Consider the following 23,200-nt stretch of genomic DNA (forward strand, 5'->3'; position numbering starts at 1 on the left):
AAATTATGGCTACTTACTAACGTAAAATCTTTGCCACTTCTCTTAACGCAGTTTTCAAATCTCCTTTTTGAGACTGGGATAAATAAAATTGATGCTCTAACCTCTCAATGAATGGATAGAAAAAATTAATATGTTCAATTTTTCCTTGGTTTTCTACTATAAATAAATTTAAGGCTTCTGTTACTTTGTATAACCCCTCCTCACTTTCACTAGCCATATTTGTGAGCACCTCAGTAACATAGTTTTCAAGACGGTCAAATTCATCCCTGTCTTTTTGGGTTTTAGATATTTTTAGTAAGTCCATCATTTTTGGCAAATAAACCAAATCCCTAATATTTTTCAGATATGCTGCATCGTAATAAAAATCAAATTCATCTTCGCTATCGTCATCACTATGGTTTAACATATAGTTTAGATAATACAATGTCCCATCAAAATCTCCAACTCTTGTTAGCTGTTGTGAAGCACGATATTTCTCTTGTTCAGGTTCTTCATCATTGTCAATTATGTTCGTAAGAAATGCTGTGATTTCATTTTTGCAGCTTTCTTTTAAAAGAATTAAATTTATAATTTCCCATCTAATTGTATCATTTGCTACAACATATAGCAGCGTTAGCAAATCTTTAGGATCATCTACAAATTTATCAAAAGTCCGCAGAACCTCATTTTTAGCATACTCATCATATGTAGTACCAGCCAAAGCAGCAAAAATAAATTGGTAAGCGCCCTCCAATCCATTTTCAATAGCATAAATAGCATTATTTTTCCAAGAAGCATCATAATCAATATCTTTCTCAAGATTTTCAATGACTCTTTTGGCTACTTCTTCCTTTCCTACTTGTTTTTCTATCACATTAAAGTCTAGTGAATCAGAATTTCTATTTAAATCATAGTGGGTTGTAAAATCAAGAATTTTTTCTTTACCTATTTTTATTTCAAACCTAGAAATATAATACCATAGATTTTGAACTTGTCTATCAAATGTTGCTCTTTGTCTGCCAGAACTACTAACAGTAATTGCATTTTTTATATCAGCTTTAGAAACCCTATCCCTTACCCAATCAGCAAGCTGATTTATCTGCATCTCGTTTAATTCTATGTTAGGATCACCTGTCAATTTGTCTTTCAGACTTGTGAAAAGATAATCTTCAAATTTATCCGTTTGCTCAACAAAAGCTAAAACCTGTTCAACAGTGACCTCATTATTTCCTCTGGTAAAATCTGCAAGAAGCTCGAATGGTCCATTAAGAATATCTGTTTCATCATACTTTCTATGCTGATATAGCAAATCCCAATCTAGCTTTTCAATATTATGCTGATCAAAAAAGTGAATTAATTCCTGTTTGAATAGCTCTTTTGAGAAGAAAACATCAGTGTTCTTCTGCGCCCACTCATTATTTTGTTGTACAATAGTAGGTTCACTTACATTGTCCAATACCTTTGAATTTTCCCTGATCTGTTGTTCCAGATAGTTAAATTCTTCCTTAATTTGTTGGCTTCCATACCACTTCACTTCTTTGTAAAATGATAACAGGTCTTCATTTGTTAAATTATGCTCTTTATACAATCCAATAACATAATCTATAGCATCTTTATTTACAAGTCTTTTGTAAAGATGGGCTCTTTCATATGATAAAATTGCACTATTGCCAAAAATCTCTTTAAATATTCTTAACGAAGTTTCGGTTTTGTTAAAAAAGCTACTTAAAATATCTAAACTTTTTTCATCACCTAAACGAATATTATGTTTGTACGCTTTATTAATAAGATCATATAAATCAGGGTATTGATTATATAGTTCTGCTGATTGATCGATAATACTTTTAAGTACTTTTTCTCGATTATCTAGCCTAAACAACACTCTACTATTAGTATCGTCAGAAAGATATTTTAGTATTTTTTTAAGGGCTTCAATTCCAAAATTGGCAGAAAAAACTTCAGTAAGCTGCATCTCTTCATCTAATAAGTTGACCTTATCCCTATCTTTATCTTGTTCCGAAATATCCAGTCCTTGTATTAAATAATCAACATATTCACTCTCGAGCTGGGCTTTATGTATCAGCCTGTACATAGCCGAACGGATATATTGATTATTTTTTTTTCCATAAACTTTCATCAATTCATCAATTACAGCTCGGTTTGCATACCCAAGTGTTCCTAGTGCATAGGCTGCCGCATTAAAATAATGAACATCAGTAGTTTCTTCAAGTATAAAAGATAAAAGAGCTTCTTTTGTTTTTACATTTTCTTGAGCTCCAAGATGCTGATCATCGATCAGATGAAGCGCATTCAATCTCGTATATCTGCTATTATTTTTATCTAAGAGCTCTTTAAGGAGAAATTCATTAGCAGATTCCATTGGCGCAAAACGTGCAAGTTCTATTGCAGTGAACTTGTTTGATCTTAGCCATACCCCTTGTTTTTTATAATGATTGAAGATATTTTTAAAAATTTCAAATCTTATCTGCGGATCTATTTTATCTGGTTCTATCTTGACCAAAATTTCCGGTTCTATCTTCAGTATCCATTCGATTAATCCTTTTCTTTTGTTATCATCAATTATGCTCATCAAAAAGAACAAAGTATTTACCCAACTGGGTTTAATAATCTTACCTTTAAAAGAAATTGTTTCCTTTATTTCTTCAATTGACATTTCATGTAATGAGCTTGCTGCTAAAAATTCCTGAATATTATTATGTTCAAAACCCCACACTGCAGGATCATCATCAAAATTTTTAAACGTGGTAGAATATCTAATTAAATCTAGATCAGCAGGATCAGGTAAAATTTGGCTTAGTTGATCAAAAGAAACATAATTTTTACCCATAAATTCCATAGTTAGGGCAACTTTTCGCAATAATTCCATCACCCTATTCTTCTGCAACTTTAAGTTAGTTGTCCCATTAAAATGTATTTGATCAAAGTCGAACCTTTTCTCAATGAATTCATTTAGTAAATCGGCCTTACTAATTTCTAAGTCTGCATTTAATTTATATTTTTCCAGCAAAATCTGAAGGAAAAAGGGCTGTATGATAAGATCTTTGAAACCTTTATTATAGGCTTCTTTTATAAATTCACCCCCGTTAATTTGATATTCTTCATGCGCATATGTTCGAATGTCCTTAACATCGATATCATCAAATAAGTAGACATCAAAATCGGAAAGTGTACCTCCTGAAATGTCTGATGGAAATTCATAAAAATTAGTTCGACAAGAGATAACAATATGAATGCTTGGAAACTTACTTGAAAAAGAACTTATCTTTCTTACCGCAGTATTAAAATTTACAGGCTCAATCTCATCCAGACCATCCAGAATTACTAAACAAATATTTTCGGGTATTTTGTTCCAATCTCTTGGTAGAAAATCTTCTATATTTTCATTTACGTAGGTGTTCATCTTTTGAAAAACAGGAACAAATGGGGAATTTGGAACTGAATAGTGTGCTACCAGATTAGATAATTCGGTAGACTTTCCGGATCCTGCACCACCTAACACTACTATCCTTGTTTCTTCTGCAGCTAATTCAGCTAATGTTTTTCTATTTGATGTATCAAAAAAACTATCTATAGAATCAGCATTTGAATCATACGGACTTAAAGTACGATGTATAACTTTTTTGTAGGGCACTATACCAATAATAAAATTGGAAAAATCAATAGATTCCGCAGTTGCTGTGGTTACTTGGTTTTCTTTAAAAAATTCATTTTTTTCTTCTACTCTCTTTTTTTGTTCTACCTCCCATACCCAATCATTAAGCACTTGATGGATTTTATTGACAAAACTAGTCTTATCCGCCAAATCAGGAAACGTATGTACCCAACCACTATCTTGAATTTCTGTCTTAAATTTCTGGACCTTGAGCAAATCCTCCGTTTCTTTAATACTGGTGGATTTCCTTGGCTCTTTGAAGAAAAAATAAATGGCAATCTTTTGGCCATCTTTAAACTTTTGGACAGCTAACCGAAACTCCTCTTCTGTACCAGATCCATATGGTTTTCCGGTTGCCGGATCATCTGCTCCAGAAGCTGTACCATACTTCATCCACAATAATCCTATATAAATGTCATACCCTGAAAATCTAAAGTTAATTTCCTCTTGTGATCTGTTTCCCCAGGGAGCCACAATATCTTTAAAGTCTAAAACTTCAAAAAAAATCCCTCGATCTTTTATAGAGAGTTGATGGTTTAAAGATTTACAAACCTCTTTTATAATATTTTTTTCATCATTTACATCTCCAGGACAGGAAACAAAAACTCGTATCTGTGTACTATTTAACATGAAAATCTGTTTGTGTAAATTTAGCAAATCTTAAAATTAAAGCAAGACATACTAACTATTATTCATAAGAATAAAGCAATCCGATTAATAAAATATTTTTTTTTGAAAATTCAAAAAAAAATCAAGAACTAGGATCCATCCTACGTAATTTATGCAAGCGAGTTCCTTAACGTTAACCAATCAAAAAAGTTAGGATCATCTGATATTTCAGCTTTAAACTTTTCTTCAGGTTGTATTCCAAAGTCAGCAAATGAAAGAGGTAAATTAGTCAACAAGTGATAATCTTTAATATAATCATTTGTAATCCAAGCACTACCAAGAACACATATTGAGTTATAATATAAAATTACTTGTTCAAAATTTGATAGCTGCGCACGCACCATTTTTACATAATCATATTTTACATCATCAGTAAATAATTCATTTTCTTGAGAATGTACATACTTCACTGTTTGAAATAAGTGTCGATAATAATGACCTATCTTGGTACCATGCCCTGTAAAAGGCTCATAGTATTGTATAAAAACAGCGTTTTTCCCCTTATGTGTAATTTCAAGATTTTTCAGCTTTAAAACTTTGTAGCCCGTTTGATTTTCGTATTTTTTCTTATCATTTAAAAAATGAGCGTATGTGAGTTTTTCACTTTCTAATCTCTTGAGAGTATTTTTAAAAAATTCAGTAGAATTAATTTTTGGCGCAATATGAGAAAAGACACCATCACTCGCATGCCCAATTCCGTAGAAAAAAATCAAATATGCTAAATTGGTTAATTGTTCTTTATCTAGTACAATACTTTTATCCGATTTATCATAATTGTGTTCAAGCACAAAATAAATATATCTTAACTCAAAATAATAGGTTGTAAAAGCTTTTCTACCAATAACAACATTTTGTATATTTTGCTCTTCAACATTTTCTCGGTGAATTCTTATTAACTCAAAGAACCTGTTTTCAAACCTTTCTATCACGGTATCATCGGCTTGCTTTGCAAACTGGTCTCTTTGTTCTTTATTTGCCTCATACTGTATGTAAAAAGCCATAAAAGTTAAAATAGATGCAATCCACGCTATTATCGGTCCAGCAGTACCTCCGAATGCATCACCAATTGCACCTCTATCTCCCACATTTCCTTTATCGAAGTATCTCGATTGAATTAATTCGGGTCCGTTTTTGTATAGAAATATTGCTACAATTACCCCGATTAAACCTAATATTAATAAGCGATCTTTTGTTTTCTGTTCCAAAATTTAATACATAATTAGTTCTCGATATGATTAAGTTATTAGTCCCAATGCAATCTACATCTACCAAATAATATCCCCGTTACTTAATATATTCTTTGCATTGACTCTATTTTTAACTTTTGCGAGAGTTATAACTTCAGGATGATTCCTTACATATTCCTTTTCGTAATAAGATTCCTCAACTTCAAATTCAGTAATTTGAAATAATCCAAATTTACTTTCAACAGAATCAGGATGTACAGCCAAATTATCCGTCCCAAAATCATTTCCAACACTTGGATAAATAATACAATCAAAATTAAAAGAAGGATTTGGGTCAGTCCTCGTTCTAAGAATTCTTTCAGAAAAGATAGCACTAATTAAATATTCATAATGATGGGAAACAGGTTTTGTAAATTCTCTACCTAACAATTTAAAATAATGTCTTGACCATTCAACTAAAAGTTTGGAATGACTATCTCCATACTTTTCGAATGCTGCAGTTGCCTTCTGCACTCCTGGATTGACATACATTGCTCTATCGCTATGAGAAATTGGATAAGAAACAAGTTCTTTTTGTTCTTTAGGCTTCCATAATCCAACTGTAATCAATTTATTAATGGGAGGCTTTATTTCTTTTAAAGCTGAATCAATATTCTCGGTTGTATATAATACAGTCGTATTAGGAGTATTTGCTCTATTATATTTATTTATACTCTTTACAATGTCTATCGGTGGATATTTTAAAAAACTTATATTATTGAGTCTTTCATTTTTTTTTGAAACCCATTCATTAACCACCAATCTATATGTGTGAATTACTGATAACTTATTAGACATTAAGGGAATATAATTAAATGCGTAATCTATATAACTTTTGAAGTTGTCGAATTCGTTAGCATCAAATGATGAATAGTCCAATTTTTGGAGAGCAATATCAAGATCTTCGTAAAATTTAAAAAGACTTATAAAGTCATTTCGTTCATCATTTGAGATTTCCTGATGCTGTAATAATCTAAATGAAATATTTTGTTCTTTTGTGTAATGAGCTCCATCTATCCATCTTTTCAAAGGGGGAATTTCAGGTAAATCTCTGAATTTTAATTGCCAATTTGGTTTGATCATTAGTTTTATAGTTTGCAATTCTCAAATATACAAAATGGACATTAAAAAAAATATTGATATTACGAGATGCAAAATATTGCTAATATCCAGGGCAAGAGGTGACTGTTATCTTATTAGGAAAACTTATATCTTACATATTCAATAGGTAGTTTTGACCTTTCGTTACTTTTTTCTCGCTATCTATATATTCAATTACTTTTTTTGTCTCCGTGCCAACTCATTCTTTTATCAGTTGTTGAGTATTGTGGTTAGTACTGTTATGCATAAGAGGTAAAATTAAACAGAAAACTAAGGAGCGCACAGCATCGTAATGCTAGCAAAATAGGTTTTTTAATGGCGTTGTTTTTATACTACTAAATTTACGAAAATTTTGAATTAAAAATCCAAAAAATAATCTGGAGAACGGAAAGCATTGTTTGATTTCCTATTAACAATTTTTTTGGCAATGTTTCAGCAGATTTCTGCACAAAGCGATTATTATTTGGGTTTGTGGAACTGCCAATTCACCAGTCTGGAATACGAAAATGTAAAAGAATTTATCGATACAGTATCTAAGGAAGTGTTTATTAATGGTGGTTTACACAATACGAGGTGTACAAAAGTGGTACACGATTAAGATGCTGCAACATCTTTTTTTTTTACTTTTCCGCACGAATCTCGTCACGTTAAATGCTTGTAATCCAGTAATTTAAAATAAATAACGATAAATTTAAAAATACATTTGTACTACTTCCGTACACCTCCAACCTTATAAATTACTGTAAATTAAACAATTAACATTTCCCGAATGCGACAGTTATAATTGATACATTTCAGCTGTACATCTCAATTTCATATAATTTTAGGGCTAAACAAGACATACTTCTAAATAAGTCAGCTCAAATTTCATCTATTTCTAGTTGGTAAAAATAAGGACATAACTTAGCAAAATTTAATATTTATTTAGAGGTGTTTATGTTGGTAAATGTAAAATTTTGCTTTTTAATCTCATCACTAAATCTGATACATCTGTTATGATCATCAATTATTTGCGATATATTTTTTTTCAAAAATAAACAAGAGCATGGTGATACTGTTCTCATTTTAAAATTTTACATTTTATTTTAATTGATTTTCAATAAATTGACATCAAAAATTATAATCATCACTAATTTTGGAACATTACCTACAGTAGCTGTAATTACAGTGAATACATTAATTTCGCCATTTATTCATAATGATTTAAAGTAAATTAGTAACTCCACATCTGAACCATTACCCGCAATTGAAATTCAATGGACAGAGGATTATTGATAAGCAGCAAAAGAAGTAAAAATCGCTCAGAGCTGATTTTAAATTAAATATGAACTTGCTGGTACAGAACCCGAACTTTTTATTGGAAGATTTGAAGAAGTTAGTGTTGGTAATCACAAATAACATAGATAAGTCACTGACAATCACAAGCCAACGGCAAACAAATAGAAAAAGGCTTTGAATGAAACTTCAGTAGAGGGGAGTTGCAAGTGTCAAACCTTTTTGAAGATGTAACTGCAATATTGGCCATGGAAAACTTATTGGTCATTTCGCTAAGCTATTTATTGAAGTTACTCAAAACGTTGACAGGATGAACAACACAGCAACACATACACTATAAATTGATTGATAAAGCAAAGAAAAATTATCCCCGACAGACAAGACAATTAGTGAAATCATCTACGAGTTGAGCTTTGAGCATTTGCAGTCATTCAGCAAACTTTTTCAAGACGAAGACAAACGTTTCGTCTTTGGAGTTTAGACAGTCGTTTAACTAATGAAGTCGTATTTTTCGTTAAGTTTGTAATATTTTTATATGTAAAATATGCCAAATGCCAATATAAAATACCGTCTTATCAAACCCGAAGAAACGCTTGCGGATTTTGTCTATTGTTTTTCAGCTTTACAGGACGTGTCGCATATAGAGGAAGGCATTATTATTCCGAATGGAAAAGTTGATTTGATTTTTACCGTTACAGATAACGGTCAATTGCGTACTGCATTATTAGGATTAGAAACCAAGCCTAAAATAACAAATGTAAAAGTCTCAGCTTTTTTAGCAGTGAATTTCAATCCGCTTGCTGTAGAGTATGTTTTGCAGGATTCCATTGCCGATATAAGGAACAGCGGAAAAGGACTCCCCAACCATTTTTGGGATTTTACGGTGAATGATTTACACGATTTTGATGCCTTCTGCGAAAAAGCCACGCACAAAATCCTATCTGTGTTACCTGATAAAATTGATGAACGCAAACGCCAATTATTCAAACTGATTTTTGCTGCCAACGGAGAAATTTCGGTAAAAGAACTTTCCGAAAAGGTGCATTGGAGCGAGCGGCAAATTAACCGTTATTTCAATCAACAATTCGGACTTTCTTTAAAAGCGTATTGCAATATTCTCCGTTTTCAGGCTTCGCTTACCCATATTAAGAAAGGCGAATTATATCCACAACTCAATTTTACCGACCAATCCCATTTCATCAAAGAAATTAAAAAACTTTCGGGCGTTTCGCCCAAAGAACTTCACAAAAATGAAAACGACCGTTTTTTACAATTTTTAGTTCCGGCAGCAAAATAATTTTGCAGCATTAATTTTAATCACAAAAATTATGTTGTTACAAGATAAAAAAGTCGCTGTTATTGGTGCAGGTCCTGTTGGATTAACCTTTGCAAGATTGCTGCAACAGGAAGGAGTAAACGTAAGTGTTTATGAACGCGACATAAATCAATACGCCCGGATAAAAGGCGGTACGCTTGACTTGCTTAAAGATATGGGACAGGCTGTTTTTGAAAAAGCGGGATTATTAGCTGCTTATTTTGATAACGCAAGGCCAACAGCACGAAGAATTGCAGACATCCACGGGAACGTAGTTCAAACGCTTCCTATATCTGACAATCCGGAAATTGACAGAAACGATTTGAGAAGGATACTGCTTGAAAGCCTGCATCCTCAAACGGTCATTTGGGACAGAAAGTTTATCTCCATTGAAAAAAAAGAAGGAACATTCCTGCTGCATTTTGAAAATGACATCACAGAAACCGCAGATTTGGTAGTTGGCGCAAACGGCATTATGAGCAGGTTGAGAAAAGAAATGACCGAAGTGCCTGCAAGATATACAGGAACCATTACTATCACGGGCGAGGTGCTTGACTATGCATCCCAATGCCCCAATTTTAAAAATATATGTGCTGACGATAAAATAATAGCTAAGGATGACCGCATCTTTTTTCTTTCCCAACCCAAAACAAACGGTGAGCTATATTATTATGTTTGCTTTCGCCAACCTGAGAGTTGGTTAAAAAGTCATAACCTCAACCTCAATGATAATCAGCAAATAGCTGCTTTTTTAAGTAGCCTGTGCTATGAATGGGATGGTGCTTACAAAGAACTTTTTGCAGCAACAAGTGAGTTTACTTTATTGCCGATGTATCAGGTTCCCTTGGAAAATTGGCACAACCATAGCCATATCACTTTAATGGGCGATGCGGCGCACGGAATGCCGCCCTATGCAGGCGTAGGCGTAAATACAGGTTTATTGGACGCTTTGCATCTGGCAGAAAATTTGACCAATAGGGAATTTGAAAGTATCCAGGCTGCAATTGATGATTATGAAAGACAGATGTTTGCTTATGCTTCGGAGGCACAACAACAAACCGCATCCAACGAAGCTGCACTTTTTCCAAAAGAGTAGTGCATTTTAATATCCCTTATACAACAAATGAAGTCGAAGAAATATAATCTATGGATTATAGTCGGAATTGTGTTGTTAAACTCCATTGGACTTTCGATTGTAATTCCGTTGTTGCCCTTTTTGATTGGAAACTATTTGCCGCAACAACAAATAGTTGTAGGAATTAGTTTGCTGATGTCGATATACGCCGCCTGTACATTTTTTGCTGCACCTGTGTTTGGTGCGCTGAGCGACAGGTACGGAAGAAAAAAACTCCTGCTGATCAGTTTAGTCGGTTCGGTATTTGGCTATGTATTGTTTGGTATCGGTGGTGCATTATGGATTCTTTTTGTCGGAAGAATTATTGACGGGCTTACCGCAGGTAACATTACTATTTTATTACATAGCCGACTCCACAGAAGCTGATGAAAGAGCAAAATGGTACGGCTATATAGGTGCGGTTATGGGAATAGGAAAAATCGGCGGACCGGCACTCGGCGGTTTATTGGGAAGCATTTCAATAGGGCTCACTTTTTTTATAACAGCCGCTTTGATTTTTCTTTCAGCCGTTGCGGTTTATTTTCTGCTCCCCGAATCTTTACCAAAGGAAAAGCGAACAACACATTTATCGCTTAACAGCTTCAATACCTTTTCGCACTTCAAAGATATTTTTCTGTTAGAGGCTTGAAATTTTTTGTTTTGATAGGTCTGTTGTTTTATGTGGGGATAAATGTTTTTCAGTTCAACTTCACACTTTTTTTAAAAGATATTTATCATGGGACGCCTGTACTTATCGGCAGCATCTTAACTTTTGTGGGTATTTGCGAAATTATTACAAGAGCCATTTTACTGCCGTGGTTATTGAAGCTGTTTTCGGATAAAAATATTGGAACAGCAGGATTAATTATCGTGGGTATCGGCCTAGGTTTAATTCTCACGAGTATTTATGTAAATTCAGCCGTCGTTATTTCCCTTGCGGTAATTGCCATCATTTCAGGCGAAGGTTTATTCGACCCCATTTACAACGGAATACTATCGAAATCAGTCGAGGAAAACGAACAAGGAAAGTTGCAAGGCTTAAATCAAAGCCTGCAATCGGCAAACAATGTGCTGGTTCCGTTGGGCGTGGCTGCCATTTATTTTTACAGTCCTACCATTTTATATGCAACAGTAATGTTCATAGCCTTTGGTGCTGCTGTGATGTTTACCAATTATAATTCTTCGAATCAACAGCGGAAATAAATATAATTTGGACGAGACTATTTGCACAAACTGCGATAGCTTGATCCCTCCAATTGACCACCTTTAATCTATTGATCAGGTAACTCCAAAATTGGCAAAGATGGGTCAATTCAAATGGCTTATCAATTAACCAGCGGACAGCAGATTACGATATCCATCATTCACCTCACAAAAATGTTAAAAATGGCAAGAAAGCTTTGATATATGAACTCTGGAACTATTACAATTTTCTTATATCTTAGAAATGACTTTTCACAAACAAAAGTTGATCTAAAGCAATTACTTATATATTTTGCTTTAAAACAGATGTCTGATAAAACAAATTGGGAATTTGGACAACTTTACAACCCAAGAAGTGGACTAGCTTTTAAATTTGAACTTAAAGAACTTATTTCTAAAATATCTGGTGGAAAATCACAAAGCGAAGCATTTGAAAGTCTTTTAAATGGACTAGTGAGGAAGGTTCAAATAGATAGTAATTTTTAAAAATTTTAATATGGAAATACAAAGAACAATTCATAATGTAAGTCATAATTTCCACATATTATTTGATGTAAAAGATCATCGAAATGTTATTGGAAATATTGAGGTTAATAAAAATGTTGAAAACTTTAGGAGACTAGAAAATAGCTCTGAAATTTTAAAGAGCATTTTACATAAAGCATTGTACGAAAATTTTCAAGCAAGATGATACAGTATCTAAAGAAGTCTTTATTGATGGCTGTTTACATAGATCGAAGTGTACAAAAGTGGTGCACGATCAAGATGTTGCAACATCTTTTTTTCTACATTTCCGCAAGAATCCCGCCATATTAAACACTTACAGATCAGTGTTTTATATTTTTTTACAGATAAATTTAAAAATGCAATTGTACTATTTTACTACACCTCCAACCTTATAAATTACTGTAAATTGAAAAATTAACATTTTCGAATGCAACAGTGATAAATGATACATTTGGCCTGTATACCTCAATTTTCATTTATTTTAGGACAAAATAATTTAAAATGCTAACAAGTATCGTTTAAGCTTTTATTAAAATGTCTTAATTAATCTACCTATTAATTCTCTGTTGGATTTATTGACTCCAAAATCTTTTGATAGTCTTGACCATTTACTAATTGCTGATGTTGTTTGCTCAATAACATTCTCTATGAATTCTATTGATAGTTTAGCCTCCTTTCCTAATTTAACAAGATGTTTTGTTGTTACATTTTTGCCTTCTCCTAAAATCATGGTACTCTGCTCTCCGCCAGGACCTGCCGAAAATGTTAAATCGTAGGCAGGAGAAAGTTTCCAGTTGCCGTTTTCGTCCATTAAAAAGCTAAAGTTCTTTGCGTGGTCATCCCTGTTATGAGCCATTACATTGAAGACCGCCAGTCGATACATTTTTTCGACTTCACGAATATCCTTGGTCAGGGTTGCGGTCAAGTTCAGTAAATCTTCATAATCAAGCGAAGGTAGCCTGAAATTGCTATGCAGCAAACCACTTACAGTGTGCATATGTAATCTTCTATTTCCATCCCTATCGAATCTTTTTACTCCAAAATAACCGTTCCCATTTTGAGAGGGAAATAAATGCACGTCCGGCATTGAGATACCAGCTTCTGCAGCCATCAGCGCATAGACATATTCAATGGCTCCTGAACCGGGACCGTCCTGTGAATTAGAAAACTTAACCAACCAATGTTCAAAATTTTCGTCTAAGTTTTGAGCTCCGTATAAAATATTTTTACGTTCGCTATCTACGCCAATAAGTGCTTTTGGTCTGGCACCTGCCGAAGAACCATTTAAAGCTAACAGCTCAGTAATTACCTCTTCCGAACTTCCTTCCAGGACTTTTTCAGTTTGTACAGCCAGCAAATCCAGGTCGACTTTATCTTGCGGCACTTCAGGACTATTATCCGGCTCATAGACCAATGCTCCCATTCCGTGCATACCTACGTGAGCAAGGCGGTCCAGTGGTGAAACATCTGATGGCATCAATCCAAAGGTTCTGATCATCCTGTCAAATAGCAATCTTCCCCAGCCATCCGGCAAGCTGTCGCTGAATACCCCGGCCAATCCGTCAAATGGATGCAGAGGCAATTCACTAAGGCCTCTTTTCAAGGGCAGTCTGAAAGGAGATATTTCAATTCCTGCGTCGAGAAAATTGTCATCATATTGGAAATAGATGACACCGTTACGTATAGCAAGACGTCCAACATGCTGGACTGCCATGCCAAAATCTAACCCTACTTTTATTTCTGAAACAGGCTTAATCATTTTCTTCGACCTCTTTTTTTAATTATAGTATCATCTTGTTTCAAAACATCGTCTATTGAAGTAAAAGCTGGCTTATCTGGCTTAAGAGCATCAAGCATTTCTTCCAATCCTCCAACCACCATCAAGATCTTTAGAAAAGAGTCCAGCGAAATCAATCCTTTTTGCTCAAACTTCCTAAGGGTGGAAAGTGCTACACCTGAACGTTCAGCCAGACCTTCCTGAGTAAGCTCCATCAGAAGCCTCCGGTCACGAACGTGAGTAGCAATCATCTTTTGTGCCTTAGACATTGATATAAATAACATAACTGTATTATTTAACTATAATTACAAGCAATAATTATCATTATTGTATAACAAATATAAAAAATTGTAAGCTATAAAATCAACTAAAATATATTATCTTTTTATTTTGTTTTCGATCTGCTCATTAGTTTCATTTTGATAATTCATTCCAGACGTCAAAATTTTTATTAAATTCTGTTGTGAATGGTGTTTACTCTGCGCAGCTCGCTTTCGGAAATATACGAGAACTTCGCGGCAAGATCCTACATAATATCTTAAGAAAAACCTATGTTATATTAAATCCTTCTAAATTTACAATGGTAATTTCTCAGTCTTTGTTATCGAATTTTGAAAGGTCATAATCCTTTCCCAAATTTCCAAGAACATTGACTTTAGCATCGGGAATGGTTTAAATGATGGTTTCTACCTACAACAATCAGTTGCCTACTGAAGTTTCCCCGTTCCATCGATTCGTGCATCGATACCGTCCAAATAAGACGACAAAAACAACAAACCTAAACTGCGTCTTCTTTGGTAAAGAGATTGATGAAATCACAAGTCTTTTTTGATATCTGCTTTTCTTATCCCTGTTCCATACCACTTAATCATTATTAATACTTAATTTCAAAATTTCATCTACAATTATTACTTTAAGAAACCGTCACCCCGAAAAGATGTCCAATCAAAGCGGTAATTCCCATGGCAACCGTTCCCCAGAAACAGATTCTTAAAACAGCAATTCCGATTTTTGAACCGCCTGTTTTTGCTGAAATGGCTCCTAAAATCATTAAGAAAATGATAGAAAATCCATACTGAAAATAAACCATCTGTTTAATCGGAGCTAAAAGTGAAACCGCAAAAGGCAGCAATGCGCCCAAAGCAAACGAACCGAATGATGCAAACGCAGCCTGCAAAGGTTTTGCCTGTGTTATTTCATTGATTCCCAATTCGTCATGAGCGTGAGCAGCCAAAGCATCGTGCTCTGTGAGTTCGGTGGCAACTTTCAAAGCGGTTTCTTTACTTACACCGCGTCTCTCGTAGATCTTTGCCAATTCTCTCAACTCCACTTCCGGCATTTCTTCAAGCTCGCGTTTTTCTCTTAAAAGATCAGCTTTCTCGGTGTCTTCCTGCGAACTTACCGACACGTATTCTCCTGCTGCCATAGACATCGCTCCGGCGATCATTCCGGCTAAAGCGGCAAGAATAATGGTATTTCTGTCGGGATTGGCTGCAGCAACACCAATGACTATGCTTGTGGTAGACAATAATCCGTCATTTGCACCTAAAACCGCTGCACGAAGCCAGCCGACCCTATTCACATAATGTTTTTCCAATTGATGATGCATAAGCTTTATTTTTTTGTTTAAAAAATGACTTGCCAAACATCTTTAGCAAGTCAAATTTAAAATGATTTTATTTAAATCTCAAATTCAGGGAAATAATATCAGATTTCAATCCCACAGATTTCGTATAATGTCCGTATCTGATTTCCAGCATATTCAGCCTTTCGACACCAAATAAACCATTCTTCGGACTGATCCTGATTCCTGCCCCGTAAAAATTACTGCTGAATTTTGAAAGGTCATAATTACTTGTATAAAAGTCATCAAAAGCCGTATGCTCTTGATAAGGCGCAAAATATTTAGCCGCAGTCTGAGAATAATACCTGTAAAACGGACTTACCGAAACAAAAGGCGAAATTTTCACCGGCGTTTCCAGGCTGAAAGTATTAGATTTTAAGCCCCAATCGTCGGTATAATAACGATAATACGCTCTCAGAATCACTTTGTCCCCGAGGAAATAATTAGCTCTTACTCCCAAAGGAATTTTAAACCTTTTATCCGGCAAAGCTTCCTGATGAACTGAATTATCTTTGAAATAAACCCTGTGGAAAGGCAAACTTAAATATCCTGTCTGCTGAACACCGTCCGCCAAAAATTCAACCTGAAAATTCTGATTGATGATTTGCGAATAGGATAGAGACAGTGCATAAGTATTTCTTCCGCTGGTTCCGTAGTTTTCGTGTTCTCCTCCGGTGCTTCCGTTTGTTCTGAGCTCAATCGGAGCAATCAGTTTTACCTGATCCAGATAAGCCTGAAATTTTGCGGTAAACTCTCCCATTCTGTTTTTGGTCTTTTGCGAAAACCCGATGTTTGCACCGTAAGATGCATAATCGAATTCAAAAGAGGTAGAAATGCCCGCCATTAAAGTCGTTCCTTTTTCAGTGTTCTCACGGCTCCAGCTTAATGCAGGATAAATTCTGTTGTCTGCGTGGGAAGCGGATGAATTGGCTTTCAGATCGATCATATCCGACGAAGCGGAAGTATAATGATCGATCCCGACACTGAGATCGAATTTGTTTTTCCTGTCTTTCTTGTCGTATTTTACCATAGTTACATCGATGGTATTGGAAATGTCGGTCAGTTTTTCCGTCCCGATTCCTCCCGTCACTGCAGAATTGTTTCCGTTTTGTTTATAATAGCTTGAAACTAAATTAGCTTCATCAAAAGTCAGTTTTTTAGGCTGTTCATTATTTGTGTTTTCCTGTGCTTTTGCGTTGAAAATTCCGAAAAGAGCAATAACACTTACGATCAATTTTTTCATTTTTGAATCACAATTAAATTTTACGATTACTCTTTTTAGTTACATCCGCAACCACCGCCAACTTTTCCGGCATTTGCGCCCGAAGATCCTTCTCTGTAAGATTGAAAGCTGAGTTCAGTCTTTTCAATCGTTCTGTTTCCCAGAACCATTTCGGCGTCGTTCAGTTTATTTTTTTCGTACTCTTTTACAGTTGTACACGAGTTCAATAATGGAATTGTCAGTATCAAAAGAACAGCAATTGATCTGTAATTCAAAGCGTTGAATCTTCGCAGCCCGGCTTGAACGGAGCTCTTTTTGTGAGGAACGAACAAAAAAGCGGGAGTGGAAGACGGATAAAGCTGCCCAAACAAATATTCGACAAGCTTTTGACTGTTTTTTATAAGGTTTTTCATTTTAAATTAATGTTTTGAGATGAATAAATTTTGTCATGGTCATCAATAATGATGCATTCCAGATGATTGATCTGGTTGATCATATTGAGCGCCGCATCGATTCCCATAATGCTTACGGGAGTCGCCATTGCATCGGCAATTTCTGCGTTGGGACAAAAAATAGTAACACTTTTCACGCCCGAAACAGGCATTCCTGTTTTAGGATTAATGGTATGAGAATATTTTTTACCGTTAATCATAACGAATTTTTCATAATTCCCGGAAGTTGCAACCGCCATATTGGTGATATTCATGTAGGAAAACGGCTGTTTTGCGTTGTCTGGATCGGCAATTCCGACAGTCCAGGGTTTTCCGTCTGCTTGATTTCCCCAGGTCGTTAAATCACCCGAAGCATTCACAATTCCGGAAGTTACACCTCTGTTTTGAAGCATTTGTTTTGCCATTTCTGCAGCGTAGCCCTTCCCGATTCCTCCGAAACCGATCCGCATTCCTTTTTCTTTGAGGAAAACGGTTTGATTTTCGCGATCAAGAATAATGTTCTGATAATTAACGAGTTTCAGATGTTCTTTAATCAGTTCAGGATTGGGAAGCTGTTGCATCTGCCGGTCAAAATTCCAGAAGCTTTTGTCGATTCCACCGTAAGAAATATCAAAATATCCGTCTGTAACTTTACTGATTCTCAAACTTCTTTCAATTAAACCAAAGATTTCCCCATCCACTTTCACAGGTTTTATGCCTGCGTTTTTATTGATGAGATTGGTCTGGCTTTCCTCACTGAAAGTCGTCAAAAGCTTTTCGATCCTCCTGATTTCGTCAATCGCTGCATCAATATGCTGATTTGCAGAATTTTCATCATTGCTTACAACGGTAATTTCAAAAGCATTCCCCATTAATTTCTGAGGTCTTTTGAACTCTCTCAACATATGATCTTATTTATTTTGGTTTTCTTTAATATCCCGTACTTCTTTGGTGAAAGCTAAAGCATTTTCAGATGGAAGTCCCTCCCAGCTTTTCAGGATTTTGCCTTCCGAATTCAGCAACAATGTGTAAGGAAATAATCCTTTTTTATTGTACTGATCAGCAAGCGCTGCATTTTCTTTTTTCAATTCCGGAGAAAGCTGATTCTTTTTGTTTCTTGGAAAATCTGCATTGATGTAAACAGCGATATTTTCTATTTCCAGCTTTTTAAATTCATCGGTTTCGATGATAATCTTATGAAGTTTGATGCATGGAATACACCAATCTGAACCTGAAAAGTTCAGTAAAATAAGTTCTTTATTTTGGGACGCCATTTTTTTGGCACTTTCCCAACGGCTCTGCGCATGAATGCCAACAGCGAATACAACCATTAATATGGCTGAAAATAGTGTTTTCATTAATTTTTATAATGTTTTTAGAGAATAATGATGTTGTTTGATTGCAGATCAATCAAATTAAATAGATTATATGGACAAAGATTTCGGTGGTTCCCAGACGGATCCTGTAAATCCTTTGTAACAAAAATCTTCATCTTTTGAAGGAACTTTATGAGATTGTAATGGTCTGAAGCTTTCAGCTTTTGCTTCAAAATAAAAGCTTGGGTGAATCGTGAATATCAAAGTTAATGGGGCAGAATGAATTACAAACGGCAGTTTCTGATCTTTACCATAATCTCCGTCTTTAACGGGATTTTCATAATGGGTTTTCAGAAACGCTGTAAGAGACATTTCCGGATTCAACTTTTTGTGTTCCCAATAATGTTCTATCAAAGTCGGAATTTTCAACAGCTGATATACTTCAGTTGTTGAAATTAAATACAGTGACAATAACAGTATGGAAATCAATTTTTTCACAAATCAAAATTATAAAATATTTTATTAAGAATGATTATTTTTTATTTCCTTTCCAAAAGCCTTTTTAGAAGCTTATAGATCTCAAACCACAGCACAGAAACTGCAGCAGTAAGGAATGTAAATCCTAATTCTTTTACTGTAAGAGGCGCTACACTAAAGAATCCTGATACCGGCTTTACGTATAGAATAACAAACAATAATACAAGAACCAACGCGGAAATCCCTACTAATAAATAATTGCGATTTTTAAAACTTTCAAAAATACTGTAATGGAAAGATCGATTTACCAAACTCAGTAAAATATTCGCAAATATTAAAGTGCTGAACACCAAAGCTCTTGTTGTAGGCTCATCATTCCCCAGGTGAACAGAATATTGATACATCCATAATATTCCTGCTGTGATAACCAATCCCTGAATAATACTTACCATAAGCTCTCCCCAGTTCAGAAATGTATCTGTAAGCACTCTTGGAGGTCTTTGCATTGCATCTTTTTCAATAGGCTCATTTTCATATACAATAGAACAGGTAGGTCCCATTACCAGTTCAAGAAAAATAACGTGAACCGGGGTAAATATGTGAGGGAATATCCATCCCAGGAATAAAGGCAAAGAAACCGTAAGGATAATGGGAATATGAATAGAAATAATATACTGAACAGCTTTTTTGATATTGGCATAAATTCTACGCCCCGCAGCAATTCCTACTACCAGCTTTTCAAGATCATCATTCGTAATGACGAGCGCTGCCGCTGATTTGGCAATTTCGGTTCCTTTATTTCCCATTGCGACTCCTATATGAGCCGCTTTTAATGCAGGTCCGTCATTCACTCCATCTCCCAACATGGCCACTACGTTCCCTTGTGCTTTCAGTGCATTCACCACTTCAAGCTTTGCTTCAGGAAACATTCTTGTAAACAGAGTCGTTTTTTCAGAAAGCTTCATTAAATCATCTTCTGAACTTGCGGTGACCTCACTTCCATTAACGGCAGGAGCATTATTGATAATCCCGGCCTGCAATGCAATAGCCTTTGTGGTATCCGCATTATCCCCCGTAATTACCTTTACCTTAATCCCCGCATTATAAATATGCTGAAGCACTTCTTTTATTTCTTTTTTAGGAGGGTCATAAAATGCGGTCAATCCTAAAAATTCAAAATTAAAATCCTGCTGGTTTTCAGGGAAATTATTTCCTTCGAAATGAGATTTGGCAACTCCAAGAACCCGATATCCCTTTTCACCAAATTCTTTTACGATATTTCTGATTTTATTTTTTTCATCTTCTGAAAGTTCAGAAACAGTAAGGATTGCTTCAGGCGCACCTTTTGCCGCAATAATTCTCTCTTTTTGTTCATTTTCAAAAAGATGGGTCATCATAGGAGGTTTTCCTTCCAACGGATATTCATGAAATAACTTATAATTTTTTCTGTCGTCAGAATCCTGAGTCTGCTCATACACCTTATGTAAGGTTATTTCCATCGGATCAAACGGAACTGGCTCACTGCTCCACATCGCATAATCAATAAGTTCATCCAGCTCTTTTGTCTTGAAATTCTCCTGTTCATAAATCGTATCAGACTTATAATCATAAAGATGCTTTAGCTGCATTGAATTTTCGGTAATTGTTCCCGTTTTATCTGTACATATCACTGTAACACTTCCCAACGTTTCGACAATACTGCTTCGTTTGATAATAATTCCTTCCCGCATCAGCTTCCAGGCTCCCAAAGCCATAAAGGTGGTAAAAGCCACAGGAATTTCCTCGGGAAGTACAGACATCGCCAAAGTCAAACCGCTTAATAAGCTGGTCACAAAGTCTTCCGTTTTAATATAACTAAAAATACATACCGCCAAAAAAATTATCAGTCCAATAATCGCCATGCCTTTTACAAAATTCCGGATCTGAAGCTGTAAAGGAGATATTTCTTCTTTTATTCCCAGTATAGACTGCCCTATTTTTCCTACTTTGGTTTCTTTTCCTATTTGTTCTACCTCAAAAACTGCAAGTCCGGAAACAGTAATTGTTCCGCTATATACTTTATTATCTTCTGATTTGCTGTCTTTAAAAACAGAGAAGCTCTCCCCTGTAAGTGAAGACTGATTAACGGAAAAATCATTGCTATGTACAATGGTACCATCTGCATTGATCAGATTTCCTTCTTCGGTAATACAGAGATCTCCCACAGTAATTTCAAAAGTGGGTATTTTAATAATCTTTGAATTTCTTATGACCGTGCTTAAAGGCTCGTTCAATTTTTCAAGTTCTTCCAGGGCCTTTTTACTTCGGTTATCCTGATAGAAAGAAATAGCCGTAACTCCTATTATCGCGACCAACATAAATAATGCCTCACCATAGTCACCTATGATTACATAGATAAGGGAAACACATATCAATAAAATAAGCATGGGTTCTTTCAGAATATCAATAAGCATATCTGCCCATGTTTCTTTTTTAACCGCTTCCAGCCGGTTATATCCGTACTTTTTTCGGGAAGCTTCCACTTCCGCTTCTGTAAGACCTTTGAGATTTTCAGGGATATTGTAATTCATGTGAAATGGATGTAGTATTAAAATTACTGAATGTTTTTGTCATAACAGAATAATATTGATGATTTTAATCCTTAATTGATCTTCTTTTTAACCTGAACCACCCATTTTTCTATTTCCGATTTATCCCTAGAAGATAATTTTGCATCATGATGGATTATTGTATACGAGCTAAGCGGCATTTCTCCCTCTTTAACGGTTTCGGCAATTTCATCTAATTTCTTCAATTTTTTTTCTTTAGTATAGGTATTAAATTCATCAAAATTCAAATGTCTTTTTCCTGAATTGACATGATCTGCCAACCACCATTTTACCGGCTGTATATTACTATACCAGGGATAAGCTGTATTATTAGAATGACAATCGTAACAGCTTGTTTTTAATAAGCCCTGTAGGTGGGATGACACCTGATAATGTTTTTCAATTGCATTTTCAGAAGGAGTGGCTGATATATTTTTATCAGTATCAAAAAATTGGATAACGATGAGAAACAGAACTATAAAGCCTGCTCCTATTTTTATTAAAGATGATGTTTTCATAATTTGTATTTATCTATAAGTTCTTTTATTATTCATCTGCAGTGTTCTTAAGTTTCATGAGAAGGGTATAAGCATTCTTGGTGACAATTTTCTTATTTTTAAAATCATCGGTATTAAGTATCTGTATGAACCCGTTCTCTGTTTCACCCAATGTTACAGGAGTCAGGCGGTAGGTACGTGTTTTCTCTTCCACAAAAACAAAGTCTTTCCCTTCAAAATTGATAATGCTTTCTTCAGGAACTGCATTGGAAAAAGAGGTACTTGTTTCTATTTCTGCATTCATATACATTCCAGGAACAAGGCTCTGGTCATATTTTTCAAAATGACAGTGTACTTCAGCCATACCTCCCGGGTTAACATCCTTACTGATCAGAATGATCTCTCCATAATATTTTTTATCAGGAGCCGCATTCGTGTAGGCCGTAAACCGTTGTCCCATTTTGAGGTTTCCAAGATCTTTTTCGTATACTTTAAGGTTAAGATGTATATCATCCGGATTGATGAGTTCAAAAAGGACATCCGAAGGATTTACATATTTTCCGATATTCACATTTACCTTACTCACAAACCCATTGATACTGCTGTAAACCGGAACGCTTTTTTTAATATTCCCGGAATTCAGCGATGCTGGGTTAATATTGATAAGGCGGAGCTGCTGGGCCAGAGAGTTCATCAGAATTTTCTGGCTGTTCATTTCAGACTGGGCCTGCTGCATGACTTTATCACTGGTAGCCTGACTTTGATTAAGGGTTTTCTGACGGTTATAGTCCAGTTCTGCAAAATGCATTTTGGACCTTGCCATTAAATAATCCTGCTGAAGCTGTATAAACTGCGGGTTTTCAATAACGGCAATCACCTGCCCTTTTGAAACCGGCTTTCCCGGCAACAGGCTGCTGGATTTGAGATATCCGCCCAGTGGAATACTTACCGAAACCAGGTTTTGCGGAGGAACATCAATCATTCCATTAAGCTTTAAAAGCGACGATATCTTCTGTAAAGAAAGGGTTGTAGTCGCTATAGGAGCATTTTTTAATTGGGCTTCAGTAAGCGTTACTACGTTTTCATCTTTGGAAGAGACCACTGCTGGTACCGGCTCCGTTTTTCCATGGTCTTTACACTCATAAAACATGAGCAATCCTATTATTTGCAGAGAATATGATATGATTTTAAATTTACGTTTCATTA

General features: G+C 35.2%; 20 protein-coding genes. 6 read left to right on the top strand and 14 right to left on the bottom strand.

Annotation, left to right across the window (positions count from 1 at the left end; all coding sequences use genetic code 11):
* Nucleotides 1–16: 16 nt before the first annotated feature.
* The 3 genes from NBX25_RS08350 to NBX25_RS08360 form a co-directional block, all read right to left on the bottom strand.
* On the bottom strand, nucleotides 17–4,282 hold the full coding sequence (locus NBX25_RS08350) for an NACHT domain-containing protein (RefSeq protein WP_250253404.1): 4,266 nt from the start codon (nucleotides 4,280–4,282) through the stop codon (nucleotides 17–19).
* Nucleotides 4,283–4,431: 149 nt separating this feature from the next.
* A complete protein-coding gene (locus tag NBX25_RS08355) occupies nucleotides 4,432–5,526 on the bottom strand; it encodes a putative phage abortive infection protein (RefSeq protein WP_002978609.1) in 1,095 nt (364 codons plus the stop codon).
* 60 nt (nucleotides 5,527–5,586) lie between these two features.
* The gene (locus tag NBX25_RS08360; protein ID WP_002978608.1) at nucleotides 5,587–6,630 is read right to left on the bottom strand and encodes a hypothetical protein; all 1,044 of its coding nucleotides are present in this window, start codon (nucleotides 6,628–6,630) and stop codon (nucleotides 5,587–5,589) included.
* 1,837 nt (nucleotides 6,631–8,467) lie between these two features.
* On the opposite strand from NBX25_RS08360, the gene NBX25_RS08365 reads away from it, so the two are divergent.
* The 6 genes from NBX25_RS08365 (at nucleotide 8,468) to NBX25_RS08380 (ending at nucleotide 12,041) form a co-directional block, all read left to right on the top strand.
* Entirely contained in the window at nucleotides 8,468–9,220 is a 753-nt protein-coding gene (locus tag NBX25_RS08365) for a helix-turn-helix domain-containing protein (protein WP_002978605.1), read from the top strand.
* A 31-nt stretch (nucleotides 9,221–9,251) separates the two neighbouring features.
* Complete coding sequence (locus NBX25_RS08370; protein ID WP_002978604.1) at nucleotides 9,252–10,334, top strand: FAD-dependent oxidoreductase; 1,083 nt, start codon at nucleotides 9,252–9,254, stop codon at nucleotides 10,332–10,334.
* A 27-nt stretch (nucleotides 10,335–10,361) separates the two neighbouring features.
* The gene (locus NBX25_RS24680) at nucleotides 10,362–10,739 is read left to right on the top strand and encodes an MFS transporter (protein ID WP_002978603.1); all 378 of its coding nucleotides are present in this window, start codon (nucleotides 10,362–10,364) and stop codon (nucleotides 10,737–10,739) included.
* Nucleotides 10,624–11,001: an MFS transporter gene (locus NBX25_RS24775; protein WP_237730167.1), complete on the top strand. Its 378-nt coding sequence runs from the start codon at nucleotides 10,624–10,626 to the stop codon at nucleotides 10,999–11,001. Before NBX25_RS24680 ends, NBX25_RS24775 begins: the two co-directional genes overlap by 116 nt.
* Nucleotides 11,002–11,012: 11 nt before the next feature.
* A complete protein-coding gene (locus NBX25_RS24690; RefSeq protein WP_198418454.1) occupies nucleotides 11,013–11,555 on the top strand; it encodes an MFS transporter in 543 nt (180 codons plus the stop codon).
* Nucleotides 11,556–11,759: 204 nt separating this feature from the next.
* Nucleotides 11,760–12,041, top strand: coding sequence for a hypothetical protein (locus NBX25_RS08380; protein WP_002978600.1), 282 nt, complete (start codon nucleotides 11,760–11,762; stop codon nucleotides 12,039–12,041).
* Nucleotides 12,042–12,591: 550 nt separating this feature from the next.
* On the opposite strand, the gene NBX25_RS08385 is transcribed toward NBX25_RS08380, so the two are convergent.
* The 11 genes from NBX25_RS08385 to NBX25_RS08435 form a co-directional block, all read right to left on the bottom strand.
* Nucleotides 12,592–13,776 carry a type II toxin-antitoxin system HipA family toxin gene (locus NBX25_RS08385; RefSeq protein WP_228370518.1) on the bottom strand — a complete coding sequence of 395 codons (1,185 nt, stop codon included), beginning with the start codon at nucleotides 13,774–13,776 and terminating at the stop codon, nucleotides 12,592–12,594.
* A 41-nt stretch (nucleotides 13,777–13,817) separates the two neighbouring features.
* Nucleotides 13,818–14,123 carry a helix-turn-helix domain-containing protein gene (locus tag NBX25_RS08390; protein ID WP_041461446.1) on the bottom strand — a complete coding sequence of 102 codons (306 nt, stop codon included), beginning with the start codon at nucleotides 14,121–14,123 and terminating at the stop codon, nucleotides 13,818–13,820.
* Between the two features lie 629 nt (nucleotides 14,124–14,752).
* A complete protein-coding gene (locus NBX25_RS08395) occupies nucleotides 14,753–15,448 on the bottom strand; it encodes a VIT1/CCC1 transporter family protein (RefSeq protein ID WP_002978596.1) in 696 nt (231 codons plus the stop codon).
* Between the two features lie 67 nt (nucleotides 15,449–15,515).
* Nucleotides 15,516–16,706 (bottom strand): DUF3570 domain-containing protein, encoded by a 1,191-nt coding sequence (locus tag NBX25_RS08400; RefSeq protein WP_002978595.1) that lies wholly within the window; start codon nucleotides 16,704–16,706, stop codon nucleotides 15,516–15,518.
* Between the two features lie 35 nt (nucleotides 16,707–16,741).
* A complete protein-coding gene (locus NBX25_RS24880) occupies nucleotides 16,742–17,098 on the bottom strand; it encodes a DUF4266 domain-containing protein (RefSeq protein WP_002978594.1) in 357 nt (118 codons plus the stop codon).
* The gene (locus tag NBX25_RS08410) at nucleotides 17,095–18,021 is read right to left on the bottom strand and encodes an FAD:protein FMN transferase (RefSeq protein WP_002978593.1); all 927 of its coding nucleotides are present in this window, start codon (nucleotides 18,019–18,021) and stop codon (nucleotides 17,095–17,097) included. The genes NBX25_RS24880 and NBX25_RS08410 overlap by 4 nt, the downstream gene beginning before the upstream one ends.
* 6 nt (nucleotides 18,022–18,027) lie before the next feature.
* Nucleotides 18,028–18,474 carry a thioredoxin family protein gene (locus NBX25_RS08415; RefSeq protein WP_002978592.1) on the bottom strand — a complete coding sequence of 149 codons (447 nt, stop codon included), beginning with the start codon at nucleotides 18,472–18,474 and terminating at the stop codon, nucleotides 18,028–18,030.
* Between the two features lie 66 nt (nucleotides 18,475–18,540).
* Nucleotides 18,541–18,930 (bottom strand): hypothetical protein, encoded by a 390-nt coding sequence (locus NBX25_RS08420; RefSeq protein ID WP_002978591.1) that lies wholly within the window; start codon nucleotides 18,928–18,930, stop codon nucleotides 18,541–18,543.
* A gap of 41 nt (nucleotides 18,931–18,971) precedes the next feature.
* A complete protein-coding gene (locus tag NBX25_RS08425) occupies nucleotides 18,972–21,479 on the bottom strand; it encodes a cation-translocating P-type ATPase (protein WP_002978590.1) in 2,508 nt (835 codons plus the stop codon).
* A gap of 71 nt (nucleotides 21,480–21,550) precedes the next feature.
* Nucleotides 21,551–22,015, bottom strand: a complete 465-nt coding sequence (locus NBX25_RS08430) for a heme-binding domain-containing protein (protein WP_241314062.1) — start codon at nucleotides 22,013–22,015, stop codon at nucleotides 21,551–21,553.
* 28 nt (nucleotides 22,016–22,043) lie between these two features.
* Nucleotides 22,044–23,198 carry an efflux RND transporter periplasmic adaptor subunit gene (locus NBX25_RS08435; RefSeq protein WP_002978588.1) on the bottom strand — a complete coding sequence of 385 codons (1,155 nt, stop codon included), beginning with the start codon at nucleotides 23,196–23,198 and terminating at the stop codon, nucleotides 22,044–22,046.
* Nucleotides 23,199–23,200 lie beyond the last annotated feature (2 nt).

The sequence above is a fragment of the Chryseobacterium sp. Marseille-Q3244 genome (assembly GCF_940807095.1).
Classification (GTDB): Bacteria; Bacteroidota; Bacteroidia; order Flavobacteriales; family Weeksellaceae; genus Chryseobacterium.